The sequence below is a fragment of the Halorubrum zhoui genome (assembly GCF_051194155.1).
Taxonomy (GTDB): domain Archaea; phylum Halobacteriota; class Halobacteria; order Halobacteriales; family Haloferacaceae; genus Halorubrum.
Window position 1 is genome coordinate 41,710 of record NZ_JBLZNJ010000007.1, and the last position, 24,498, is coordinate 66,207.

Below are 24,498 nucleotides of genomic sequence, written 5' to 3' on the forward strand. Positions count from 1 at the left end.
CGGGTCGATGGTCGACCTCCGGGCGTGGGTCGGCGTCTACCTCCGGGGGCTCGCGATGGGCACAGCCGATGCGGTCCCGGGCGTCTCCGGCGGGACCATCGCGCTCATCGTCGGGATCTACGAGCGACTCATCGCCGCCGTCACCGCGATCGACCCGGAACAGATTCGGCGCGTCCTCGCAGGCCTCACCGCCGAGAATCGCGCCGACGCCCGCCAGGCCTTTTACGAGGTCGACGGGGCCTTCCTGACGGTTCTCGGTGCGGGGATCCTTACCGCGGTCGTGCTCGTCTTGCGGCTGGTCGACACCCTCCTCGAGACCCTTCCGGTCGCCACGTACGGCTTCTTTTTCGGGTTGATCGCGGCGTCGGCGGTCGCGCTCTTCGGTGCGGTCGACCTCACGACTCCACGACGAAAGATCGCCGCCGTGGCGGGCTTTCTCGTCGCCTTCCTCGCGTCGGGGTACGCGGCGACTGCCCTTGGGCACGCGCTGCCGGTGGTCTTCGTTGCCGGGGCGGTCGCGGTCAGCGCGATGGTGCTGCCCGGGCTCTCCGGGTCGTTGTTGCTCGTCGTGCTCGGCCAGTATGCGTTCATGGCCGACACCCTCAGTGACTTTTTCGACGGCCTCGCGGCCGCCGCACGCGGGGGTGGGCTCGACGCCCTCCTCGACCCGCTCCCGACCATCGTCGTCTTCTGTGCAGGGGGCCTCGTCGGGCTCTTCACGATCGCCCACGCGGTTCGGCGGGCCCTCGAGACCGCTCGGGCGGCGACCTTCGCATTCCTAGTGAGTCTAGTCGTTGGGGCGCTTCGCGCACCCGTCCTCGAGGTCTCGATGCGACTCACCGCGGCCGGTGAGTCGTGGGCGAGTGCCCTCCCGCGGTTCGGGCTCGCTGCGGTCGTCGCCGCCGCTGGCGTCCTCGCCGTCGACCACTACGCCGGCGTCTTGGAGTACTGAGACGCACCGACGCGAGCACAGCCCACCGACCTGCGGTGGCGCGCGCCTCGTGAGCACGCCGAAGGCGGGCTCGCGAGCGCGTGCGAGGGATGAGCGAGGGAGCGAAGCGACCGAGCGAATCGGCTGGGGAGGGTGTGGCGGGAACTGGTGCCCGGCTATCGCGGAGTCGTCTTGTTCACCTAGCCATGGTTCGTCATGTATCGGGAGGGAGTAGCTGATAGGTGCCCGGCCGTCGCAGATCGTCTCGTTCACACAGTCACCACCAACGTACAGGGTCGCCCGGGAAGCGTGTCGCAATGTAGCAGTGACCGGTAGATTCAATCCCGTGCGTAAGGAATTCTTACCCACAGCATGGCTTCCAGCGACCCTGAAGTAACAACCGTAACGTCGAAAGGGCAGATCACGATTCCACGTGCACTCAGAGATCAATTTGGCCTCGAACAAGGGACGAAGCTCATGGTAGTCCCAACAGAGTATGGCCTCGTGTTAAAGAAGATTGATCTGCCATCGGTAGAGGAGTTTCAGCGCCGCGTCGAGGCGCGAGCGGAAACGACCGAGATTTCTCTCGAGGAGGTCTCACAGATGGTCCACGAGGGACGAAACGAAACATAATGGCGCGCGCCTTGTGAGCACGCCGACGGCGGGCTCGCAGAGGATACTGCTGGATATCTTGGTGTTGAATTGCAAATCTGAATCTGCTGTACTTATGGAAAGTTACAAGGCTAAAACCCCGCCGTTCAGGGCGGGGATACAGCCGACAATTTCTACACAACCCACCGCCGATAGCACTGCCGGATATTCCACGTTTCAACCGCTACGTTTAATACACTAATCCTCATAAGTGCTTATGAACACAGTCCGATGCTGGAGACAACCCGCACCTACCGAGCGAAAATCGTCAACCACACCCAAGTGAGTGACGACCTCGATGACTGCGGACACTCAGCATCCAAACTGTGGAACGTCGCCCGCTACCACTCCCAACAAGAATGGGATGACACGGGCGAGATTCCGTCCGAAGCCGACCTCAAGCGCGAATTAAAAGACCACGAACGATACAGTGACCTACATTCTCAGTCAAGTCAGCGCGTTCTCGAAGAGCTCGCTGAGTCGTTCAACGGTTGGTTCAAAAAGCGCAAGAAAGGCGACACAGACGCGAATCCACCCGGCTACCGCAAGCGAGGCGACAACCACCCGCGCTCCACCGTAACGTGGAAGCAGAACGGTATCAAGCACGATTCTAAGCACAACCAACTCCGACTGAGCAAGGGGTTCAACCTGAAGAACCACCGCTCAGACTTCATCCTCACAGAATACGAGACACGACCGGACGTGACCGTGGAGAACATCCAGCAGGTGCGAGCCGTGTGGAACGGTGACCGATGGGAACTCCACCTCGTATGCAAGGTCGAAATCCCCGTCGAGGACGCACCCGGCGACAATACGGCGGGTATTGACCTCGGAATCAGCAATTACCTCGCTATCGCCTACGATGACGGTGAGGCAGAGTTGTATCCGGGGAACGTGTTGAAGCAAGACAAGCACTACTTCACCCGCGACGAGTACGATACGGAAGGCGAGAACGGGCCGTCACGCCGTGCGCTCCGCGCCCGGCAGAAACTCTCGCGTCGGAAAGACCACTTCCTCCACGCGCTCGCCAAGCACGTCGTGGAGCAGTGTATCGACCACGAGGTTGGTCGCATCGCCATCGGTGACTTGAGCAAGATTCGTGAGGAGGACGGCAAGGCTCGGAATTGGGGTCGGAGTGGGAACAAGAAACTCCACGGCTGGGAGTTCAACCGCTTCACCACGTTGCTCGAATACAAGGCCGAAGAACACGGTATCCTTGTTGACCGCAAGAGCGAGCGAGACACGTCGAAGACGTGTTCGTGTTGTGGACGGAAGCGTGACTCAAACCGTGTGGAGCGTGGCTTGTACGTCTGTGAGTCGTGCGGTACAACGATGAATGCAGACGTGAATGGTGCGGTGAACATTCGCAGAAAGATAACTCAGAATCCCCCAACTGGGGATATGAGTAACGGTCGTTTGGCACGGCCAGTAGTTCGCTTGTTCAATCAAACCTCGGGGCGTTTCGCACCGAGGGAACAGGTGGGTTGCGAACCTTAATATCCCAACGCTCGGGAATCCTCGCCCTTCAGGGCGGGGAGGATGTCAACGCATGATCCTGGTCAGTTCGTGGATACGGTCTGCGACGATACTCATGGTTGAGTTGTCGACCTCCGCCACACGCTTGGTGATCGCTTGGTGGGGAAAGACGTGCAGCGACCACGGACTCACGTAGCTCGGATACGTCTTCAGTTCGCCTTCGGTGAGTGAATCGGCCGTCAGTGCAACTGCCGTCTCCCGCTCGGTTGACGTGATGACCGCAACCGTATACCGATCGCCGAAGAACGGTCGGTTCCGATTCGAGACGATGAGATACGGTCGGACCCCGCTTTTGAACGTTGCTGGCGCGAGGACGACACTGCCTTGTGCGTAGGCCATCCTACGCGTTCTCTCCTAAATCCGGCGCGGCGTCGGCCCACTCGTCATCGTCGCCATAGGCGTCATCGCCGTACTCGGCTTCGATCTGCTGGAGGCTCACTACGTTCGCAATCGTCGAGGCTGCGACGTCCTCGGCAACCGCCCAGTAGGAATCGACCTTCTGAACGAGGCCCTTCTCTCGGAGCCGGGAGAGGGTCTTGTGGACACTGGAATACGGAACGTCGGTCAGTTCCGTCAGTTCCTTGGGGCTGAACCCCATCTCGGGATGATCGCACAACACTGTGAGCAGTTCGTGGGCGTTCGTCCCCGGTTTAACAGGTGGCGTGTCCCCTCCGCTGGAATCGATTCTGATTGGCATTGCTGTCTGTCTATGTCAGTAAATGCCCGAAAACGTCATAACTCTATTGCCGTCGGAGCACACTCGTGATCAAAATCTCTATCAGGCGTCGTCAGCAACATCATGAAGCGTTCCAATGCTGAGTAAGTCGTGAGCCGAGACAGTCACGGTACGCGTATCCGTGTTCCCGTGGCTTTCTGGTGGATCCCATCGAAGAATCACCGTGATTCGAGACCAGAGACCCGTGCCTTTATTGGGTTTCGACTTGGAAAAACAACGGCGCGCGCCTCGCGAGGGCGCCGAAGGCGGACTCGTGAGCGCGTGCGAGGGATGAGCGAGTCGCCCATGGGCGACGAGCGAATCGGCTGGGGAGAGTGTGGCGAAGTAGTGTCCGGCTATCGCGGAGTCATCTCGTTTACACAGTTACTTCCACGAACGCATAGAATCGGCCCGGGAGGGTGTGGCGGTAACTGGTGTCCGGCTATCGCAGAGTCGTCTTGTTCACGCAGCCACCTCCACGAACGTATAGAATCGGCTGGGGAGGGTGTGGCAGTAACTGGTGTCCGGCTATCGCGAAGTCGTCTTGCTCACCTAGCCATGGTTAGTCATGTATGGAGAGGGTGTGGCGGTAAGTAGTGCCCGGCTATCGCGGAGTCATCTCGTTTACACAGTCACCACCAACGTACAGAATCGGCCCGGGAGGGCGTGGCTGTAACTGGTGTCCAGCTGTCACAGCGTCGTCTCGCCGCGCGACGGTCACGCCGAACCGGCACCATTTAAGCCGGCGTCGGACGCGGGTGTACGTGAATGAAACTGCACGAGCACCAGGCGAAAGCGATCTTCGCCGATGCCGGGATCCCGGTACCGGAGTCGCGGCTCGCGTCGACCGTCGATGAGGCGCTCGCGGCCGTCGACGAGATCGGCTATCCAGCCGCGATCAAAGCACAGGTCCACGTCGGCGGACGCGGCAAGGCCGGCGGCATCGAGATCGCGACCGACCGCGAGGAGGCGGCCGACTACGCCGAGGCGATCCTCGGGATGGATCTCAAGGGATACACCGTCGAGGAGGTCCTCGTAGAGTCGGGCGTCGACTTCGTCGACGAGCTCTACGTCGGCGTCACGATGGACCGCGGCGCGGGCGAACCCGTCCTCATGATGTCGACGGAGGGCGGCGTCGACATCGAGGAGGTCGCCGAGACGACCCCCGACGCGATTGCACGCGAACACGTCGACCCCGCCTTCGGTCTCCACCCGTATCAGGCCCGGAAGGTCGTCTACGAGGCGGGCGTCGACGGCGACGTCGCCCTCGAGGTCGCGTCGGTCCTCTCGACGCTGTACGAGCTGTACGCGTCGAACGACGCGTCCGAGATCGAGGTCAACCCGGTGATGATAACGAGCGACCGCGATGTCGTCGCCGCCGACGCGGTGATGAACGTCGACGAGGACGCGTTGTTCAGACAGCCCGACCTCGCCGACCTCGCCGAGGCCTCCTACGAGGACGACTTAGAGCGCAAGGCGGGCGAGTACGGCTTCGATTACGTTCGACTCGCGGGCAACGTCGGCATCATCGGCAACGGCGCGGGCCTCGTGATGACGACGCTCGATTTGGTCGACCACTACGGCGGCGAGCCCGCGAACTTCCTCGACATCGGCGGCGGCGCGAAAGCCGAGCGGGTCGCGAACGCCCTCGACATGGTGTTTGCAGACCCCAACGTCGACAGCGTCGTCTTCAACATCTTCGGCGGGATCACCCGCGGTGACGAGGTGGCGAAGGGAATCAACGAGGCGCTCGGTCAGTTCGAGGCGATCCCGAAGCCGGTCGTCGTGCGACTCGCCGGGACGAACGCCGACGAAGGGATGGCGATACTGAACACCGACCGGATCGCGGTCGAAGAGACGCTGGAGGCGGCGGTCCAGCGTGCGGTTGCGGACGCCGCGGAGGTGACACAATGAGCGTATTCGTCGACGACGACACCCGAGTGGTGGTCCAGGGGATCACCGGCGGGGAGGGCGGCTTCCACGCCGAACAAATGATCGAGTACGGGACGAACGTCGTCGCCGGCGCGGTGCCCGGCAAGGGCGGTCAGGAGGCCGCGGGCGTCCCCGTCTACGACACCGTGAGCGCAGCTGCTGCGGCCGAGGACGCGGACGCGTCCGTGATCTTCGTGCCGCCGGCGTTCGCGACGGACGCGATCTTCGAGGCGCTCGACGCCGACCTCGACCTCGCGGTCGCGATCACCGAGGGGATCCCGACCCAGGACATGGCGACGGTGAACCGCGGGCTCGCCGACACCGACACCCGGCTGCTCGGGCCGAACTGCCCCGGGATCATCACGCCCGGCGAGACGAAACTCGGCATCCTCCCGGGGAACATCTTCGCGGACGGCAACGTGGGGCTCGTCTCGCGCTCGGGCACGCTGACGTACCAGGTCGTCGACAACCTCACCGAACGAGGGATCGGCCAGACGACCGCCATCGGCATCGGCGGCGACCCGATCATCGGCACCTCCTTCGTCGACGCCTTAGAGGCGTTTGAGGACGACCCCGAGACCGAAGCGGTCGTGATGTGCGGTGAAATCGGCGGCGAAGACGAAGAACGGGCGGCGCGGTTCGTCCGCGACCACATGGACACGCCCGTCGTAGGCTTCATCGCCGGGCGGACGGCCCCGCCGGGCAAACGCATGGGCCACGCGGGCGCCATCGTCTCGGGGTCGGGCACCGGGACCGCGGCGTCGAAGATCGAGGCGCTCAACGACGCGGGCGTGCCGGTCGGCGACACCCCCGAGGAGGTCGCCGACCACGTCGAGCGTATCCTCTAAGCACGGCCCCTGCGGACGCACGCGACCGGCCGGGCGCGTCGCACGGTCGGACGTGCACCGACCACGCGCGTCGCACGGTCGGGCGCGCGCCGACCACGCGACCGCCTGTGCGCACTGGGCGCACAGCCGGACCACGATTATCCACGCGACGGCCCATACAATGTTATGAACGAATCCGTACGCGATCGGCTCGATCCCCTCCCACCGAGCGCCAAGCTCGTGTACTACGTGCTCGACGCGGAGGGCCGGTACGACCAGACCGGACTCGCCGAGGCCACCCGCCTCTCGACGCGAACGGTCCGGTTCGCGGTCGACAAGCTCGCCGACGCCGGGCTCGTCGAAGAAGGCTTCTGTCCGACAGACGCCCGCCGGTCGGTGTATGAGCCGGCCACGGGCGTCGACACCGAGACCAGTCCCACTGCGGCGGTCGCCGAGGAGTGAGCGCCGGACGGCCGGCCGGGCCCCGAGCGGGCTGTGCCGCCGAAACCGGACGGCAGACATATGCCGGTTCGAGCGTGAGGTACCGATATGTCACTCGAAGCGACCCTCGACGCGGATCCCACGCAGATCGCCTCGATACTCGACCACACCAACGTCGACCCGGCGGCGACCGGCGCGGAGATCCGCACGCTCTGTCGTGAGGTCCGCGAGCACGGCTTCTGTTCGGCCGTCGTCGTGCCGTACCACGCCCCGCTCGCTCACGAGTGTCTCGACGGGGCGGCAAACGTCGTCGCCGTCGTCGGGTTCCCGTACGGGATCCAGAACGCTCCGGCAAAGCGGGCGGAAGTCGAGGCGCTCCGGCCGTACGTGGACGAGTTCGACATGGTGATGAACCGGACGGCGTTCGCGAACGGCGACGACGAGGCCGTGATCGACGACGTCGCCGCGGTTCGTGACGCCGTCGGCGATCGACCGCTCAAGTGTATCGTCGAGTCGCCGACGCTCGACCCCGAGGCGATCACCCACGCCGCCGGGCTCGTCGAATCGGGCGGTGCCGACTACGTGAAGACGGCGGTCGGGTACGACGGCCCGACGACCCGCGAAGAGATCGACGCGATCCGGGCGGGAATCGGCGACGACACCGCGATCAAAGCCTCCGGCGGCATCTCGACGTACGAGGAGGCGATGGCGATGGTGCGCGCCGGCGCGAGCCGGATCGGTGCCTCCTCCAGTGTCGAGATTCTCGAGTCGAGTCGCGACCACGTCGCCGACGCGTGAGGGGTGCACATCCTGTGCACCCGACACCGACGGCCAAACGTCTCATACACTGAGAACAACACAAACGGTGACATTTTCTCACCGGCCAGATCGGCGCATGAACTTCGACGAGTTCACCGGGCAGGCACAGAACCGACTCGGTACGGCCGACACCGGACAGACGCTGCGGGCGATCCGTGCCACCCTCTCGACGCTCGGCTCGCGGATCCCCGAGGAGAACGCCGCCGACCTCGCGGCGTCGCTGCCGATCGAGATCAAGTGGTACCTCACGGGCCCGGTCACGGAGCACGGCCAGCGGTTCGACTGGCCGACGTTCGTCGACCGCGTGAGCGAGATCGAAGGCTGTGAGCGAGGTGGCACCGCGCTCGGACGTCGAACAGCTCCGCGACATGCTCCCTGGCGGTCACGGAAGCGACGGGTGGGGTAGCCTCTTCGAACTCGTGGACGCGGCGACGGACACCTCCGGCGAGCCGAGTGAGGGGTGCTCCGTCGACGTCGCCATCGGCATCGCTGTCGACGTCGCCATCGCCGTCGACATCGCCACCGTCGGCATCGCCGTCGACGTCGCCATCGACATCGCCGTCGACGTCGCCATCGCCGTCGTCACCGATCCCCACGATCCGTCGTGTTTTTGCGTGGCGGCCGTCAAGAAACGATAGCTGATGGCGACGTACCACATCGAGACGTACGGGTGTAGTTCGAACCGGGGTGAGAGCCGAGAGATAGAGCGGGCGCTCCGCGACGGTGGTCACCGCCCGGCGGCAGGCCCGGAGACGGCCGACGTCGCCATCCTCAACACGTGTACGGTCGTCGAGAAGACCGAACAGAACATGCTTCGGCGCGCCGAGACGCTCGCCGAGGAGACCACGGAGCTCGTGATCACGGGCTGTATGGCGCTCGCACAGGGCGAGGCGTTTCGCGAGGCTGGCATCGACGCCGAGATCCTCCACTGGGACGAGGTGCCGGAACACGTGCTCAACGGCGAGTGCCCGACGGTCACGCCCGACGCCGAACCCGTCCTCGACGGCGTCGTCGGCCTCCTCCCGATCGCCCGGGGCTGTATGAGCAACTGCTCGTACTGTATCACGAAGTTCGCCACCGGCCGTGTCGACTCGCCGTCCGTCGAGACGAACGTCGAGAAGGCTCGGGCATTGGTGCACGCGGGTGCCAAAGAGATCCGCGTCACCGGCCAGGACACCGGGGTGTACGGCTGGGACACCGGCGAGCGAAAGCTCCCCGAGCTGCTCGACCGGATCTGTGCGATCGAGGGCGACTTCCGCGTCCGCCTCGGGATGGCGAACCCCGGGGGGATCCACGGCATCCACGACGAGCTCGCCGACGTCTTCGCGCGCAACGAGAAGCTGTACAACTTCATCCACGCGCCGGTGCAGTCGGGCAGCGACACCGTGCTCGCAGACATGCGCCGACAACACCGCGTCGAGAAGTTCCGCGCGGTCGTCGCTGCCCTCGACGACCGGCTCGACCACTGGACGCTCTCGACCGACTTCATCGTGGGCTTCCCGACGGAGACCGACGCCGACCACGAGCGGTCGATGGACCTGCTCCGTGAGGTGCGCCCCGAGAAGATCAACGTCACCCGGTTCTCGAAGCGCCCGGGCACCGACGCCGCCGACATGAAGGGGCTCGGCGGCACGATAAAGAAGGAGCGCTCGAAGGCGATGACCGAACTGAAGATGGACGTCGTCGGCGAGGCGTACGAGGCGATGGTCGGCGAGACGTTCGACGTGCTCGTCGTCGAGCCGGGCACGGGCGACTCCGTCAAATGCCGTGACGGCGCCTACCGCCAGATCATCGTCCAGCACGCGAGCGACCACGGGATCGCGGTCGGTGACTTCCTCACGGTGACGGTGACCGGCCACAACACCGTCTACGCGTTCGGCGAGCCGACGACGCCCGCCGACCCAGCAGACGGCACCGGTCCCGTCGCAGCCGCAGACGGTGGCGTCGAGTCGACCGACGAGAGTACAGAGTCGACACAGAGCGACGGCAGTACAGAAGCGAGACCCGCAGACGACACCCACGCCGCGCCGTCGTTCTCGCCGTGACGGCCGTTCGAGGGAGCGTCGACGACGACAGCGAGTAGCCGCACCGATCGGTGACTCGAACGCTCCTCGATGGAGCCGACGGTCGGGAGCCCTACGTCGACTCTTCGTCTCCGAGGAAGCGGTCGTACGGGGAGGCGAAGTCGACGTCCGCTTCCGCAAGCGCCTCCCAGGCCGCGAGCCCGCGCTCTTCGTCCGTCCCGCCGATCGTGTTGTCGAGTACGATCGCGACGATGCCGCCGACGGCCATCCCAGTCGACGCGATGACGTAGATCGTGTTGGCGACGACGTCGCCGCCGAGCAGCGGGCCGAGCAGGAAGGTGTTGGCGAGCCCCTCTTGGAACGCGCCCGCGCCCCCGACGTTGCGCACGTACTCCGGGATCGCCATCCCAGTGAAGAGCGTGATGCCGAGCACGAAGATGTTTCGCGACGAGTTGAGGTCGACGTGCGTGAGATTCGAGAGCCCGATGGCCACGATCTGTCCGAACATCGCGATGTAGAGCCCGCCGACGATCGGCCCCGGGATGGTGGCGACGAGCTGCCCGAAGTACCCCACGAATCCGACGAGGAGCATGACTCCCGCCCCGACTTGGACGACGTACCGCGAGGCGACGCCGGTGAGCCCAATGGCACCGACGTTCTCGGAGTACGACGTCGACCCGCTCGTGCCCATCAGTCCCGAGAACACGTTCATCAGTCCCTCCATGCCGATCCCGTGTGTCATGCGCTTGCCGCTCGGTGCGCCCTCTCCCGAGAGATGCGCGACGGCGTGGTAGTCGCCGATCGATTCGATGATCGAGGCGGCGACGCCGGCGAGCATGCCGATGACGAACGCCGGGGTCACGCTCGGGGTCCCCCACTGTAACGGGTAGATGAGGTGGACCGGGTCGGCCGCCGCGACGCTCGCGAGGTCGACGTAGCCGGACGCCTCCGGGCCGAAGACGCCGGCGACCGAGAGGACCGCCGCGACGAGCCACGCCGTCACGATCCCGAGCAGCACCGGAAACAACTCGAACAGCTTGGCGTTCGCGTCGAGGTACTGTGAGAACCCGACGATGGCGAGGAGGGTGAACCCGGTGAGCCACCAGTTCTGTGTCGCCGTCGTGATGTCGGGGGAGTTGAACAACGAGAGCCCGATGAGCGCGATGACCGGCGCGATGACGACGGGTGAGAGGAACCGTCGCAGCCGCCCGATGAGACCGAGATAGCCGACGGCGACCTCGGCGAGCGCGGCAACGATGATGGCGCCCTGGAGCTGTACCAGTGCGGCTCGCCACGCCTCGATACCCGCGGGCGGGTTCGCGGTCACGACGCCGACGATTGCGAGCGCAGGCGCGAGCATCGAGAAGGGCGCGCCCTGGACGATCGGGTACCGGTTGCCCACGGTCGTCTGTGCAAGCGTGGCGATCCCAGACACCACGAAGAAGGTGCCGACGAACCGCGGGACGATCGCCTCCGGCATCCCCAGCGCCGCCGCGAGAATGAGCGGCACCGCGATGTTGGCGCCGACCATCGTGAGGTAGTGCTGGATGCCCAACAAGAGCGACGTCTTCAGCGGCGGCCTGTCTTCGATCCCGTACTGAACGAGCGAGTCAGCATCGTCGGTGGGAGGCATCTACCACCACGATACGAACAACCGATATAAAACGTGGATATTTGTGTGCGCGTTCGCCCGCGATCGCTGTCGTTGGTTGACGAATGACCACACCGACGTGGTCGTCGCGGACGGCTGACCGTCGCCTCCGCCCGCGTGCTCGAGGCGGACGCCCGCGACGTCAGTCGTGGGTCGACGGCGCGTACATCGACTCGATCGCGTCGTCGAATCGGTCGCGTATCACCTCGCGCTTTTGTTTCAGCGTCGGAGTGAGCAGTCCGTTCTCTTGGGTGAGCCGCGTCGGGAGCACGCGGAACCGCTTCACGCGCTCGACGGATTCGAGGTCGTCGTTGGCCGTCTCGACGGCGGCCGCGAGCCGTTCACGCAGCCGGGGGTCCCGACTCGCTGCCGGTCGGTCGGTCGGCAGGTCGACGCCGGCGTCTGTGGCCCACCGCGTCGCGGCGTCGAGGTCGGGGACGACGAGCGCCGAGACGAACCGTCGGTCGTCGCCGAGCACGACACACTGGTCCACGAGCGGGTCGTCGGTGAGCCGCGTCTCGATGCGTCTCGGCGCGACGTTCTCGCCCGTCGAGAGGACGAGGAGACGCTTTTTCCGTTCGTGAAAGACGAGGTGGCCGTCGACGCGGAGCCGCACCACGTCGCCGGTGTGAAACCACGGTTCGTCCGGATCGCCGCCCCACGTCGCCGGCGACGGCCCGACCGTGACGAGGTCCGGAAGCGACGCCGGCGACGAGAACGCCTCCCGCGTGGCGTCCGGTCGATTCCAGTAGCCGTCGGTCACCTGGGGGCCGCGGACGAGGAGTTCACCGACCGGCTCGTCGTCGCGGTCGCCGACCGGGTCGCTGTCGCGTCCGCTGCCTCCGTGCGCGTCGTCGCTGCCGCGCGTACGCGCCTCGACGCCGTCGCCGACCCGCTCGTCGATCGCGATCTGGGTGTCCGCGACCGGGGGGCCGATCGTTCCGACGGCGGGGTCCCTCGGCGCGTTCACGCTCACGACCGGCGCGGTCTCGGTGAGCCCGTACCCCTCGAGGATCGGGACGCCGGCCTCGTGGTACGCCGCACACAACGAGGGCGAGAGCGCCCCGCCACCGGAGACGAGCCAGTCGATGGTCCCGCCGAACGCCGCCCGTGTCGCCGCCTCTGCGTCGGGGTCAACGAGCCCGGCGAACAGCTTCTCGTAGATTCGTGGGACGCCCGAAGCCATCGTCGGCTGCACGAGTGAGAGGTCCGCTGCCAGCGTCTTCGGCCCCTCCGCGTACGCGACCGTGCCGCCGGCGCCAAACACGAGGTAGTGGCCCATCGTCCGCTCGAAGACATGCGTGAGTGGGAGGACCGACAGTGCCGTCGAGTCCGCGTCGAGACCGTCGTCGTTCGCGTCGCCGCCGAGACGGTCGAGACACTGCGCGACGTTCGCGCGGAACGCGGCGTGGGTGAGCCGGACGCCCTTCGGTCGGCCGGTCGTCCCCGAGGTGTAGACGAGACTCGCGAGGTCGTCGGGAGCGACCGCCTCGACCCACGCTCGATACCGGTCGGCGTCGAACCGCCTCTCGCCCCGTTCGTACACGTCGCCGAGCGTGTAGACGTCGACGTCGGGATCGGCGTCACCGTTGGGATCGGCGTCACCGTTGAGATCGACGTCAGCGCGCACACCGAGCGGGCCCGTCTCGGCGACCGCGTCCATCGTCACCACGGCCGTGGGGCCGGTCGCGTCGTCGACCGCGGGGTGTCGCTCGTCGTCGGTCACGACGTCGTCGCCGAGCGTCTCGAGTGCGTCGACTTCGGCTGTGCCCCCCACGACGACGAGTGTCGGGTCGGCGTCTGCGAGGAGCGCGCCCAGCCGGTCGGGCGAGCTGCCGGGGTACGCCGCCGTGACGACGCCGCCCGCGGCGAGCGTCGCGAAGTCGACGTGTGCCCACTCCATGCGAGTCTCGGCCACGATGGCGACCCGGTCTCCCGGGTCGAGCCCAAGCGCCCGAAGCCCAGCCGCGAGTCGACGGACGACGTGGCGGAGGTCCGCGTAGGTGAGCGACGCGTACGCACCGGCCGGGGCGGGATCGACGACGCCTGCGTCGACGAGCGACCGGTCGTAGACGTCGCCTTTGTACCGCTGGGCGACGCGGTCAGGGGCGTCGGCGGCGACGCGCTCGAGCAGCTGCGGGAGGGTCTCCTCGCGCACCGCCGGCGACACCGTCGGGCCCGTCTCTCCGGAGGACACACCGGCGAGGAGCCGCGCGACGCACATAACCGATTCGGTGGCGTGAGGTACGCCGCCGGCGACCCACCGACCTCCGAGGGTTTAATTCGGAGAGCGCACCAGGGAGTCGTGTGGACCCCGACCGGATTCCAGACGCGTTCCCGGCGCCGAGCTTTCGCGGCGCACAGGCGCAGGCAGTCGCCGACATCCGTGACGCCTTCGCCGCCGGCAACGAGGTCGTCTTGGTTCGCGCGCCGACCGGCAGCGGCAAGTCGCTGCTCGCGCGCGCCGTGATGGGCGCGGCCCGGACCGCCGGGGAGGCCACACCGAGCGATCCGACCGGCGCGTACTACACGACGCCACAGGTGTCACAGCTCGACGACGTCGAAGGCGACGAGCTGCTCAACGACCTCCGGATCATTCGCGGGAAGTCGAACTACGACTGCATCCTCCCGGGTGAACACGACACGCCGGTCGATCGCGCTCCCTGCGCTCGCGAGCAGGGGTTCGACTGCGCTATCGAACACCGCTGTCCGTACTTTTCAGACCGGGCGATCGCCTCGGGCGGGCGATACGCGGCGATGACGCTCGCGTATTTTATGCGCACGGCCGGCTCCGAGCTGTTTCGCAAACGCGACGTCGTCGTGATAGACGAGGCGCACGGACTCGCCGAGTGGGCCGAGATGTACGCCACCATCGAGCTCACCCCCGAGCGGGTGCCCGTCTGGGACGACGTGGGCGTGCCCGACGTCGAGCGAGACGCGGCCGCAGACGAGGACGCGCTCGACCGCACCGCGCGCTTCGTCGAGACGCTCGTCGGCGTCGCGACCCGTGCGAAAGACGAGCTCACGGGGCAGCCGGAACTCACGCCGGAGGCGGTCGCTCGCCGTGACCGACTCCAGGAGCTGATCGGCGAACTGCGCTGGTTCCTTGAGGACTACCGCGACCGGACGTCGCCGACGACGTGGGTCGTCGACCAGTCGCCCGGGGCGGGCGACGGCGGTGGGCCGATCGCGATCAAGCCGCTCGATCCGGCTCGCTACCTCAGACACACCGTCTGGGACCGCGGCGAGCGCTTCGCGCTGCTGTCGGCGACGATCCTGTCGAAGTCGGCGTTCTGTCGCGGCGTCGGACTCGACCCATCACGGGTCGCGCTCGTCGACGTCGAACACACCTTCCCGCTCGAGCACCGCCGGCTGTACGACGTCACCCAGGGGTCGATGACGTACGAGCACCGCGACGAGACGATCCCGAAGATCGCACGCCTGATCGTCCGGCTGATGACACACCACCCGGACGAGAAGGGATTGATACACGCACACTCGTACGACATCGCCGAGCGACTCGTCGACCGGCTGGCCGATTTCGGCGTCGGCGCGCGCGTCAGACATCACACACGGGCAAACCGCGACGCAGAACTCGACGCGTGGAAGGCGAGCCCCGAGCCGTCGGTGTTCGTCTCGGTGAAGATGGAGGAGGCGCTCGACCTCGCCGGTGACGCCTGCCGCTGGCAGGTGGTGTGTAAGGCGCCGTACCGCAACACGAACGACTCGCGGGTCGCCCGTCGGCTGGCGGACGACCAGTGGGGGTGGTACCATCGCGTCGCGTTGCGCACCGTCATTCAGGCGTGTGGACGGGTCGTGCGCGCACCGGACGACTACGGCGCGACGTACCTCGCGGACGACTCCGTACTCGACCTGTTCGAGCGCGCACGGACCGACACCCCGTCGTGGTTTCGCGACCAGGTCGACGCGATGACGGCGCCCTCGCTCCCGCCGTTCGACCCGGCGGCGGCGCTCGCATCGATCGACGCCGACCCGGCCGGGACGGTTGGGACCGGCGCGTCAGGGTCGACAGATGCCACCGGCACACGCCCGAGTGCCGAGTCTCGTTCACACTCGGGGAGCCGTACGCGCTCTGAGGCCGACGCCGACCGCCGGGAGAACCATCCGCTCTCCGACGTCTGGGGCGATGGGTGATCGACCACGGTCGGCGCGCCGACCATCGCGACGCCGTCGTCGACTCGCCGTCCCGGCCTCACAGGAAGCTGATGCCCCACGCGAGCATGGAACTCACCATGAGGAACGCGAAGAACAGGGCCATGAGCTGCTGTCTGTCCATGCCCGACCTCAGATCGCCCGAAGTATAGTGGTTCCGGGAGATCCACCTGCGTGTGGATATATGTCACATCACTCACTGCCGAGAACGAATGACAATATATACCGTATAAGGTGTATGAGGCCCCTGAATGAAGTAGTAATCTTCATAAACGTTCACGCGGAAGAGGGAGGTATGACATCGACTGCGCTGTCGAGTGCGATGACGCTGTACGGTGCGCGGACACTCACCCTCTCGCAGGCGGCAACTCAGGCCGGACTCAGCGAGGCGTCGTTCGTCCGACAGCTCGAACGCCGTGGCATCGAGGTGCCCGAAGCCGAGCGCCCGACGGCCGCCACGAACGAGCCGGTTGCTCGCGCCGACTAACACACGCTTTTTATCGGAGTCTGTTCCGTCCCTACGTCTCCGGCGGAACGAGATGTACCGCGTCGCCGTGTTTGAACGCGAGCACCGTCTCCGCGTCCGCGTCGACGAACGAGGGATTCGGCACCGTGCGCGCCGCGTACGTCTCCGGGTCGAGCACCTGGATCGCGTGGTCGTCTTCGACAGTCACGACGGTCGTCTCACTCGCGTCCTCGCGCGTCCCGAGCCGCGTCGCCTCGGGCGCGGCCCCCGCCTCGAACGAGGACGCGTACGACGCGCCGGTCGCGAGCCGCACGCCACTCAGCCGCCCGGAGACGCCGGTGACGAGCACCGGGCCGTCACCGTCGTTCGGATCGAGTATCTCACCGGGGGCGTACCGCGGGAGCCGCACCGCGAACGTCACCCGATACACCTCGTTGCCGTCGCCGTCCTCGGTGACGAGCGTCGGATACGACTCGTAGCTGCCGCCGAGTTCCGTCGTGATCTGCGTCGCGACGTTCTGTGCCAGTCGGTTCGTCGAGAGCTTCACGTTCGGCCCGTCGGGCGTCTGTTTCACCTCCGTGAGGAACGCCTCGCGGTCGCCGTCGGCCTCTTGATCGGCCACGTAGGACTCGGCGATCTCGACTGCTCGCGTGCGCTCCGTCGAGGTGAGCTCGCGGTCGTCGGCACGCACCTGGACGACCCCGGCGTAGTACCCGCCGGCGATCCGGCCACAGCGCGTACAGGTTCCGCGGGAGATCTTCACCGGAACGGTCACCTCGGCGTCGCGAAGCGTTCCGCGAACCACCCCCGAGAACCGGCAGTGCATCCGGATCGTGTTCTCGTCGACCTGCTCGGGCTCGACGCCCCACTCGACGGCGTCGGCCGCGACGTGGACGCCGAGGGCGCCCGCGACCTCGTCGACCGCGACGTCGGTGTAGTCGCGCGCACCCACGTCCCACCACGAGTCGCCGCGGTGAACCGCGCCACAGCCGGCACAGACGAGGACCTCGATCCGGTCGGGCGCGTCGACGAGCGAGAAGTCCGCGAAGTAACAGTCGTCACACAACAGCGCGTCTCGGCCGCTCGGCTCGCCGGGGAGGGGGTCGCGACGCTCGGGGACGGCGTCGCCACACCGCGGGCAGAACTCGCGCGACTCGCTCATACCACCTCGTACGGCGGTGTCGCGTTTAAGCGGCCCGACCCGGCGCGGGGCGGTCGGACTGGCAGCTGGACTGCACGAGCCTCCGAAATCGTTTTTCGCTCGGGCCGTGAATGCGTCTCTATGAGCGGGAGCCCAGACGACGACCGACTCGAAGAACTGCGCGAACAGAAGCTGCAGGAGCTCCAGGACCGCGCCGGCGGCGACGGCGATGCCGGCGCCGAGGCCCGCCAAGAGGCCCAACAGCGCGCGGAGGCCCAACAGGAGGCGGTGTTGAAACAGTACCTCACCGACGGCGCCCGCCAGCGGCTCAACGCCGTCGAGATGTCGAAGCCCGACTTCGCAAAGCAGGTGAAACAACAGGTGGCGTCGCTGGCCCAGAGCGGCCGCGTCCAGGGACGCATCGACGAAGACCAGATGCGCGACCTGCTCAAGGAGCTGCAACCCGAACAACAAAGCTTCGACATCCGGCGGCGGTAGATGGAGCTCGCGCTGCTGTACAGTGGCGGGAAAGACTCCTCGCTGGCTGCCGTCTTACTCGACCGATTTTACGACGTTCGGTGTGTCACCGGGAGTTTCGGGCTCACCGACGACTGGGAGCACGCGGCGCGCGCCGCAGACGCCCTCGGGTTCCCCTTCGACCGCGTCGACCTCGATCCGGACGTCGCCACGGAGGCGGCCGCGACGATGGTCGCCGACGGCTATCCACGCAACGGGATCCAGCGCGTCCACGAGCACGCACTCGAGACGATCGCCGACCGGGACGTCGACGCGATCGCCGACGGCACCCGACGCGACGACCGCGTCCCGACGGTCTCGCGCGCGCAGGCACAGAGCCTCGAAGACCGCCACGGCGTCGACTACCTCTCGCCGCTGTCCGGGTTCGGCCGACACGCGGTCGACCGACTCGTCGAGGCGACCTTCGAGGTCGAACAAGGGCCGAGCGAGGAGGTGCCGAAAGCAGACTACGAGGACGAGCTGCGGACGCTCATCGCCGACACACACGGCGTAGAGGCCATCGAGGAGGTCTTTCCGGCACACGACCAGACGTACGTGCGCGGCCGCAACGACTGACCGCGTCCAGCGAGCGTCCCGAGTCCGATTGCGGTGCACGCGAGCAGTCTCGTGGGACGCGTTCAGCGGCTTCCCGACGTGCCGGAACGCCCGCGTAGTGTTTTATCACCGGCCGCCGAAGTGTACGTATGACATCCGACCGCGTCGTCGACCTGTTACAGGCCGCGTACATGGACGAGCTAGAAACAGTCATGAACTACCAGACGAACGCCATCGTCCTCGACGGCGTCCGCGCCGAAGAAATCAAAGAGAGCCTTCAGGCAGACATCCAAGAGGAGCTCGGGCACGCCGAACAGCTCGGCCAACGGCTCAAGCAGCTCGACGCGCGCCCGCCGGGCTCCGCGGAGTTCGTCGCCCGCCAGGAGTCGCTGCAGCCGCCGGCGGACTCGACCGACGTGTTGGCCGTCATCGAGGGCGTGTTAGACGCCGAAGAAGACGCGATCGCGACCTACCGCGAACTGGTCGACGTCGCCGACGACGCCGGCGACCCGGTCACCGAAGACCTCGCCGTGATGTTGCTCTCCGACGAGGAGGCCCACCGAACCGAGTTCCGGGGCTTCGCGAAGGAGTACCGAGCCGACTGAGGCGGCCACACGCCGCCGAAAGGATGGTTTCAAGCGGGCGCTCGGCGAATCGCCGTGCATGTACGATCGACTCAAAGGCTTTCGCGACTTCTACCCCGGCGAGCAGTCAGCTCGGCGGGAGGTGACCGACACGGTCGAGCGAGCCGCGGCGCGCTACGGCTTTCGGGAGGTGGCGACGCCCGCGCTCGAACGGACCGAGATGTACGTCGACAAGTCCGGGGAGGCCATCGTCGACGAGCTGTACGCCTTCGAGGACAACGGCGGGCGGGAAGTTGCGCTCACCCCCGAGCTGACGCCGACGGTCGCCCGGATGGTCGTCGCCCGCGGTCAGGAACTCTCGAAGCCGATCAAGTGGGTCTCGACCCGGCCGTTCTGGCGCTACGAACAGGTCCAACAGGGTCGGTTCCGCGAGTTCTACCAGACGAACATCGACGTCTTCGGCTCCGCGGCGCCCGAAGCCGACGCCGAGGTGCTCGCGGTCGCCGCCGACGCGCTCACCGACCTCGGGCTCACCGCAGACGACTTCGAGTTCCGGGTCTCACACCGAGACATCCTCGGTGGGCTCGTGCGGGCGCTCGCCGCCGACCCCGACGCCGTCGACACGCCGGCCGCGATCCGCGCCGTCGACAAGCGGGCGAAAGTCGACGAAGGCGAGTACTTCGGGCTGCTCTCGGACGCCGGGCTCTCGCGGTCGACCGCCCGCGAGTTCGACGAGCTGATCGCGGGCGTCGAGACCGTCAACGACCTCGACGCGGTCGCTGCGGCCGGCGGCGACGACGTCGCCGACGCGGTCGTGAACCTCCAGAACGTGCTCGCGGCCGCGGCCGACTTCGGCGCGGGCGACTACTGTACGGTTTCGCTCACGACCGCACGCGGCCTCGATTACTACACCGGGGTCGTCTTCGAGTGTTTCGACTCGACGGGCACGGTGTCCCGCTCCGTCTTCGGTGGCGGCCGCTACGACGACCTCATCGAGAGCTTCGGCGGGCAGCCGACGCCGGCGGTCGGCGTCGCGCCTGGCCACGCCACGCTCGCGTTGTTGTGTCAGCGTGCCGGCGTCTGGCCCGAGGAGGCGCTCTCGACGGACTACTACGTGCTCTCGGTGGGTGACACCCGCGAGACGGCCGCGCGGATCGCCCAGGACCTCCGGGCGATCGACGACGAGGTCGTCGTCGAGACCGACGTCGCCGACCGGTCGTTCGGCGCACAGCTCGGGTACGCCGACTCGATCAACGCCGAGACTGTCGTGATCGTGGGCGAGCGCGACCTCGCAAACGGCGAGGTGACGGTCAAAGACATGGCGAGTGGTGCGGAGACGACCGCCCCGGTCGAGACGTTCCCGCCGGCGATCGGGCGGCCGACGTACGACGACTTCGCGTGAGGCTGCTGGGGGCACACGGCGTGCCCGGCGCGGCTTTTTTTACGGAGCCGTCGACACCCCGATCCGATGGCACCCACGCTGACGCTCGCTGCGGCTTCGAGCCCGATCGTTCGTCCGCTGGTGGTGGCAATGTCCCCGATCGAGATCGGGCTTCGAGTGCTCGCCGGGGTCCTGTTGATCCTGATCAACGCGTACTTCGTCGCCGTGGAGTTCGGCCTCACGCGACTCAGGCAGTATCCGGCCTCGGAGATCGACACGCCGGCACTAGAGCGCGCCTGGGAGATGACTGACGACCTCGAGTTCTACCTGACCACCTGTCAGGTGTGGATATCCGGGACGAGCATCGCCCTCGGCGTCGTCGCAGAGCCCGGGCTCGCCGCGTTGTTCGAGCCGTTGTTCGCGAACACCGCGCTCGCGTCTGCGGGTGCTGGCTCGGTGCTCGGCTTCGCGCTCATCAACATGGCACACCTCACTCACGGCGAGCAGACGCCGACGTACCTCGGCGTGGAGCGCTCGAAGCAGGTCGTCGCGTACGGTGCCCGGCCGCTGTACTGGTTCGCGTGGCTCATCTCGCCGCTGATTCGCGTCGGCGACTGGGTCGCGAAGGCGACGCTCCGGCTGTTCGGCGTCGAGATGACGGGCTCGTGGACCGAGACCGAAACGGACGTCCTAGAGTCGCGTGCCGAGTTGCGGACCCGGCTCGGATCGATGATGGAGGACGTCGAGCTCCCCGAGGAGCGTCGCGAAGAGGTGTTGAACGCCCTCGACGTCGACGAGCGGCCCGTCGCCGAGATCGCGACGCCGGCGGCGGACGTCGTCGCGCTGTCGACGGCCGTCTCCGTCGAGACGAACCTCGACCGGATCCGCGGCACCCCACACAGCCGGTTCCCGCTCGTCGGCGACAACCTCGGCGACGTCGAGGGGATCGTGTACGCTCCCTCGATCGTGTCTAACTTCGAAGCGCTCACCGCCGGCGACGTGACGTTCACCGAGATCGCCGCGCCGCCGATGACGCTCTCTCCCGAGGTGAGCGTCAGCGACGCCTACGACCAGTTTCAAGCACAGGCACAGGAGCTGGCGCTCGTGGTCGAGGACGGCACTGTCGTCGGGTTGGTCACCGCCACCGACGCGCTCGAGGCGGTGATGGGGCAGCTCGAAGACCCGCTCGATGCGGACGGGTCGTGATCGCGTCGGACCGGCGGCTGTCGTGTAGGCCCGTGCAGTAATCGAGACGCGAGACTACCCCCAGTTCCACCGAGCGTGGAGTCGGCGAACCGAGAGGTCGAGCCAGAATCCAATGAACCCGATGACCAGCATGATCGCGGGGATCTCCGCGTAGGCGAACCGGTCGCGGGCGTCCAAGATCAGGTACCCCAATCCGGTGTTTACTCCAAGCATCTCCGCGGGGACGAGGATGATCCAAAGAATACCGATCGACAGGCGGATCCCCGTCAGCATGTCTGGGATCACCGCAGGGACGATAACGCGGCGGAGCAAGGCGCGGGTGTCGCCGCCGAGCGACTCGCCGACCGTGATCCAGTCGTCGTCGATAGTCGCGATGCCGTGAGCCGTGTTCAATACGATAGGCCAGAGCCCAGCCACGAACATCACGAACACCGCCGACTGAGTCCCGACGCCAAAGACGATGATAGCGATGGGGAACCACGCAAGCGGCGAGATCATGCGCATGAACTGGAACAGCACCGTGGTCGCGCGCTCGGCCGTCTCGAAGTAACCGACGAGGACTCCCACCGGAAGCCCGACGATCAGACAGAACCCAAGCGCGACCGCAAACCGATAGACACTGACGAGGACGTGGTCGTAGAATGCGGTCGAGACGACCAACTCCGAGAGGACGGTGAACGCTGCCGCCGGCGCGAAGTTCGTGATGATACCGCTGCCGAACGCCGTCACCGCCCACCAGACAGCGAAGCCGCCGAGGAGCCCAACCGCCGGTAGCAGGCGGCCAGCGTCCCCAACCAGCTTAGAACTGTATCGTTTCTCGTCTTTCGTAGCCATCGTCCTCGGGAACGTCGAATACTGTCGGTCCACCGGCCGCTTCCAGCGCCGTCCGAACGGGGTCGTACGCGACGAGGTTGTCGGCGACCTCGCTCGGGTCCAACTCGTCGAGGAAGGCATCTTCTCCCTCCACGCGCGTCTCGCGCATACGCCGCACCAACTCCTCCGTGTACGACGGGTACGGGTACGGATAGAAGCCGATGCGGTCGCTGTCCCACCCCTCGTTCTGGATCGCACCCGACTCGCGGTACGGCTCGTGCTCGTCGTAGTGGGTGAGCGCGCGATCGATCGGCTCCGGGCCCTGTGGGAGGAGGCCGCTCCCCTCAGAGGAGAGCGTTTGTGCGGCCGCAGAGCGGTTCTCACGGAGGTACTGCTGGGCGTCGACGAGTCCGCTCATCACGTCAGTCGTCCACTCGGGGTGTGCCTCCACCAGCTCTTCACGCATCACGACGACACAACAGGCGTGCTCACGCCAGACGTCGCCAGTGAATCGGAGGACCTTCCCACCAGCCTCCAGCTCGCCGATCGCGTTGAACGGCTCGGCGACGATGTATCCCTCGATAGAGCCGTTCTCGAGCGCTGCAGGCATGTCCGGCGGCGGCGTCACGACGAGGTTGACCTCATCGGCGGCGACCTCCTCGGCCGACGAGTCCGTCCGGGGTGTGAGCCCGGCCGCACGGAGTCCGAGCTGGAGGATGACGTTGTGGATCGAGTACCAGAATGGGACAGCGACGGTGCCACCGCCGAGGTCCGACCACTCATCGACGTCTTGGCTGACCGTCAGCGCAGAACCGTCGGTGTGGTCCCATGCGACAACCTGCACGTTCGCATCCAGTTCGTCGCCGTAGCGCATCCACACGGTCATCGGCATGAGGAAATGCGCAATGTTGACCTCGCCGGCGAGGAACGCCTCCGCGAGGTCCGACCAGCCGCGGAACAACGTCGGCTCTGCGGCGTCGACACCGTGGTCTGTGAAGTGGTCATTAGCGTACCCCGTCAGCAAGGGTGCTGCGTCCGTGATTGGCAGGTAGCCGATCTCCGCAGTCGGGGGGCCGTCGTTGTTGTCGCCGAGACACCCCGCAGTAGCGCCGACACCAGCCGCCGCGAGCGACGCGAGCCCAGACTCCTTCATGAACGCGCGTCGGGAGAGCCCACTCGTGCGGGCTTTCTCTGAGGGGGTACGCCAGCCCGAGCCGCCGACGAGCGTTCTCACGCTCGCAGCGACGTCGGGGTCGATATCGCCGTGGTCCGTGTGATGGTCGTGTGTCATTCGAATCCAACTGCCTCCAGGCGTTCGAAGGTCGCCGTCCGCTCCGCGAGGAACGCCTCGTCGTCTCGCGAGCGCGTGTCGCTGCCGACCCGCTCGACGTGTTCGATACCCGCGGGGATCGGCCCCATGATCGCGACGCGGTCGCCGAGGTACACCGCCTCGTCGATGTCGTGCGTGACGAACACGGTAGTGACGCCGAGCTCGTCGACGATCCGCAACAGCTCGTCCTGTAGCTCCATCTTCGTCAGCTGGTCGAGCGCCGAGAACGGCTCGTCGAGGAGCAGCACCTCCGGCTCGTTTGCGAGCGTCCGCGCGAGTGACGCGCGCTGTGCCATCCCACCGGAAAGATCTGCGGGGTCTGCAGCCTCGAAGCCGTCGAGCCCGACAAGTTCGAGTAGTTCGTCGACGTGCTCGGTGTCGGGTTCCTCGCCGCGGAGCCGCGGACCGATCGCGGCGTTCTCACGCACCGAGAGCCACGGGTAGAGGAGCGGGTCCTGAAAGACGACGCCCCACCGGTAGTCGGGGCCCGTCACCGCCTCGCCGTCGATCTCGACGCGGCCGTCGGTCGGGGCTTCGAGTCCCGCGAGCAGGTGCAACAGCGTCGTCTTTCCGCAGCCGGACGGTCCGAGGAGACAACAAACTTCGCCAGGGTCGACTGAGAGGTCGAGCCCGTCGAAGACGAGCGTCTCGTCGTACCGCTTCGTGAGGCCGTCGGCGACGATCGAGGCCGCGTCGTCGGCGCGGTGGTTCGCGTCGTTGACATCGGCCACGGACGCAGCGCCGGACCGAGCGTCGGGCTCGTCTCCACTGTCGTCGGTCGTCGCGCGGGACTCGAGCGACATCGG

General features: G+C 66.6%; 23 protein-coding genes and 1 pseudogene. 16 read left to right on the plus strand and 8 right to left on the minus strand.

The genetic code is table 11. The features are described 5' to 3' along the window. Positions 1-7: 7 nt before the first annotated feature. From ACNTAO_RS10820 to ACNTAO_RS10830, 3 genes are all read left to right on the plus strand, one after another. Positions 8-952: a DUF368 domain-containing protein gene (locus ACNTAO_RS10820; RefSeq protein WP_435162020.1), complete on the plus strand. Its 945-nt coding sequence runs from the start codon at positions 8-10 to the stop codon at positions 950-952. A gap of 351 nt (positions 953-1,303) precedes the next feature. Continuing rightward, a complete protein-coding gene (locus ACNTAO_RS10825) occupies positions 1,304-1,564 on the plus strand; it encodes an AbrB/MazE/SpoVT family DNA-binding domain-containing protein (RefSeq protein WP_435162021.1) in 261 nt (86 codons plus the stop codon). 249 nt (positions 1,565-1,813) lie between these two features. Continuing rightward, a complete protein-coding gene (locus ACNTAO_RS10830; RefSeq protein WP_435162022.1) occupies positions 1,814-3,079 on the plus strand; it encodes an RNA-guided endonuclease InsQ/TnpB family protein in 1,266 nt (421 codons plus the stop codon). 45 nt (positions 3,080-3,124) lie between these two features. Here the strand turns inward: ACNTAO_RS10830 and ACNTAO_RS10835 are convergent, their stop codons facing one another. Continuing rightward, on the minus strand, positions 3,125-3,457 hold the full coding sequence (locus ACNTAO_RS10835) for a type II toxin-antitoxin system PemK/MazF family toxin (protein WP_435162023.1): 333 nt from the start codon (positions 3,455-3,457) through the stop codon (positions 3,125-3,127). A 1-nt stretch (position 3,458) separates the two neighbouring features. Further along, the gene (locus ACNTAO_RS10840) at positions 3,459-3,815 is read right to left on the minus strand and encodes a MarR family transcriptional regulator (RefSeq protein ID WP_435162024.1); all 357 of its coding nucleotides are present in this window, start codon (positions 3,813-3,815) and stop codon (positions 3,459-3,461) included. A gap of 786 nt (positions 3,816-4,601) precedes the next feature. On the opposite strand from ACNTAO_RS10840, the gene sucC reads away from it, so the two are divergent. From sucC to ACNTAO_RS10870, 6 genes and pseudogenes are all read left to right on the plus strand, one after another. Further along, on the plus strand, positions 4,602-5,747 hold the full coding sequence (gene sucC, locus ACNTAO_RS10845; protein WP_435162025.1) for an ADP-forming succinate--CoA ligase subunit beta: 1,146 nt from the start codon (positions 4,602-4,604) through the stop codon (positions 5,745-5,747). Next, positions 5,744-6,613 carry a succinate--CoA ligase subunit alpha gene (gene sucD / locus ACNTAO_RS10850; RefSeq protein WP_435162026.1) on the plus strand — a complete coding sequence of 290 codons (870 nt, stop codon included), beginning with the start codon at positions 5,744-5,746 and terminating at the stop codon, positions 6,611-6,613. The genes sucC and sucD overlap by 4 nt, the downstream gene beginning before the upstream one ends. Before the next feature lie 165 nt (positions 6,614-6,778). Beyond that, positions 6,779-7,054: a winged helix-turn-helix transcriptional regulator gene (locus ACNTAO_RS10855; RefSeq protein WP_435162027.1), complete on the plus strand. Its 276-nt coding sequence runs from the start codon at positions 6,779-6,781 to the stop codon at positions 7,052-7,054. Between the two features lie 87 nt (positions 7,055-7,141). Then, positions 7,142-7,831 carry a deoxyribose-phosphate aldolase gene (gene deoC, locus ACNTAO_RS10860; protein ID WP_435162028.1) on the plus strand — a complete coding sequence of 230 codons (690 nt, stop codon included), beginning with the start codon at positions 7,142-7,144 and terminating at the stop codon, positions 7,829-7,831. A gap of 97 nt (positions 7,832-7,928) precedes the next feature. Then, positions 7,929-8,490 (plus strand): annotated as a pseudogene (locus ACNTAO_RS10865) (DUF2267 domain-containing protein). 3 nt (positions 8,491-8,493) lie between these two features. Further along, on the plus strand, positions 8,494-9,897 hold the full coding sequence (locus tag ACNTAO_RS10870) for a tRNA (N(6)-L-threonylcarbamoyladenosine(37)-C(2))-methylthiotransferase (protein WP_435162029.1): 1,404 nt from the start codon (positions 8,494-8,496) through the stop codon (positions 9,895-9,897). 91 nt (positions 9,898-9,988) lie between these two features. Here the strand turns inward: ACNTAO_RS10870 and ACNTAO_RS10875 are convergent, their stop codons facing one another. Together ACNTAO_RS10875 and ACNTAO_RS10880 are read right to left on the minus strand one after the other, a co-directional pair. Continuing rightward, positions 9,989-11,509, minus strand: coding sequence for a uracil-xanthine permease family protein (locus ACNTAO_RS10875; protein WP_435162030.1), 1,521 nt, complete (start codon positions 11,507-11,509; stop codon positions 9,989-9,991). A 160-nt stretch (positions 11,510-11,669) separates the two neighbouring features. Then, on the minus strand, positions 11,670-13,724 hold the full coding sequence (locus tag ACNTAO_RS10880) for an AMP-dependent synthetase/ligase (RefSeq protein ID WP_435162031.1): 2,055 nt from the start codon (positions 13,722-13,724) through the stop codon (positions 11,670-11,672). Between the two features lie 110 nt (positions 13,725-13,834). Between ACNTAO_RS10880 and ACNTAO_RS10885 the strand changes: the two genes are divergently transcribed. Further along, the gene (locus tag ACNTAO_RS10885) at positions 13,835-15,682 is read left to right on the plus strand and encodes a helicase C-terminal domain-containing protein (RefSeq protein WP_435162032.1); all 1,848 of its coding nucleotides are present in this window, start codon (positions 13,835-13,837) and stop codon (positions 15,680-15,682) included. Positions 15,683-15,995: 313 nt separating this feature from the next. Then, complete coding sequence (locus ACNTAO_RS10890; RefSeq protein ID WP_435162033.1) at positions 15,996-16,187, plus strand: DUF7317 family protein; 192 nt, start codon at positions 15,996-15,998, stop codon at positions 16,185-16,187. A 31-nt stretch (positions 16,188-16,218) separates the two neighbouring features. Here ACNTAO_RS10890 and ACNTAO_RS10895 read toward each other — a convergent pair whose 3' ends face one another. Beyond that, a complete protein-coding gene (locus ACNTAO_RS10895) occupies positions 16,219-17,328 on the minus strand; it encodes a 60S ribosomal export protein NMD3 (protein ID WP_435162034.1) in 1,110 nt (369 codons plus the stop codon). Positions 17,329-17,448: 120 nt separating this feature from the next. Between ACNTAO_RS10895 and ACNTAO_RS10900 the strand changes: the two genes are divergently transcribed. From ACNTAO_RS10900 to ACNTAO_RS10920, 5 genes are all read left to right on the plus strand, one after another. After that, positions 17,449-17,805: a DNA-binding protein gene (locus tag ACNTAO_RS10900; RefSeq protein WP_435162035.1), complete on the plus strand. Its 357-nt coding sequence runs from the start codon at positions 17,449-17,451 to the stop codon at positions 17,803-17,805. Next, positions 17,806-18,399, plus strand: a complete 594-nt coding sequence (locus ACNTAO_RS10905) for a DUF7411 family protein (protein ID WP_435162036.1) — start codon at positions 17,806-17,808, stop codon at positions 18,397-18,399. It begins immediately after the preceding gene. A 128-nt stretch (positions 18,400-18,527) separates the two neighbouring features. Continuing rightward, on the plus strand, positions 18,528-18,983 hold the full coding sequence (locus ACNTAO_RS10910; protein ID WP_435162037.1) for a ferritin-like domain-containing protein: 456 nt from the start codon (positions 18,528-18,530) through the stop codon (positions 18,981-18,983). 58 nt (positions 18,984-19,041) lie between these two features. Then, positions 19,042-20,364: a histidine--tRNA ligase gene (gene hisS / locus ACNTAO_RS10915; protein ID WP_435162038.1), complete on the plus strand. Its 1,323-nt coding sequence runs from the start codon at positions 19,042-19,044 to the stop codon at positions 20,362-20,364. Between the two features lie 129 nt (positions 20,365-20,493). Then, positions 20,494-21,549 (plus strand): CNNM domain-containing protein, encoded by a 1,056-nt coding sequence (locus ACNTAO_RS10920; RefSeq protein ID WP_435162144.1) that lies wholly within the window; start codon positions 20,494-20,496, stop codon positions 21,547-21,549. Between the two features lie 54 nt (positions 21,550-21,603). Here the strand turns inward: ACNTAO_RS10920 and ACNTAO_RS10925 are convergent, their stop codons facing one another. Genes ACNTAO_RS10925 through ACNTAO_RS10935 form a run of 3 tightly spaced genes read right to left on the minus strand, consistent with a single transcriptional unit; the run spans position 21,604 to position 24,495 of the window. After that, positions 21,604-22,383, minus strand: coding sequence for an ABC transporter permease (locus ACNTAO_RS10925; RefSeq protein WP_435162039.1), 780 nt, complete (start codon positions 22,381-22,383; stop codon positions 21,604-21,606). After that, positions 22,349-23,653 (minus strand): ABC transporter substrate-binding protein, encoded by a 1,305-nt coding sequence (locus ACNTAO_RS10930; RefSeq protein WP_435162040.1) that lies wholly within the window; start codon positions 23,651-23,653, stop codon positions 22,349-22,351. The genes ACNTAO_RS10925 and ACNTAO_RS10930 overlap by 35 nt, the downstream gene beginning before the upstream one ends. Next, complete coding sequence (locus ACNTAO_RS10935; protein WP_435162041.1) at positions 23,650-24,495, minus strand: ABC transporter ATP-binding protein; 846 nt, start codon at positions 24,493-24,495, stop codon at positions 23,650-23,652. Before ACNTAO_RS10935 ends, ACNTAO_RS10930 begins: the two co-directional genes overlap by 4 nt. Positions 24,496-24,498: the final 3 nt, after the last annotated feature.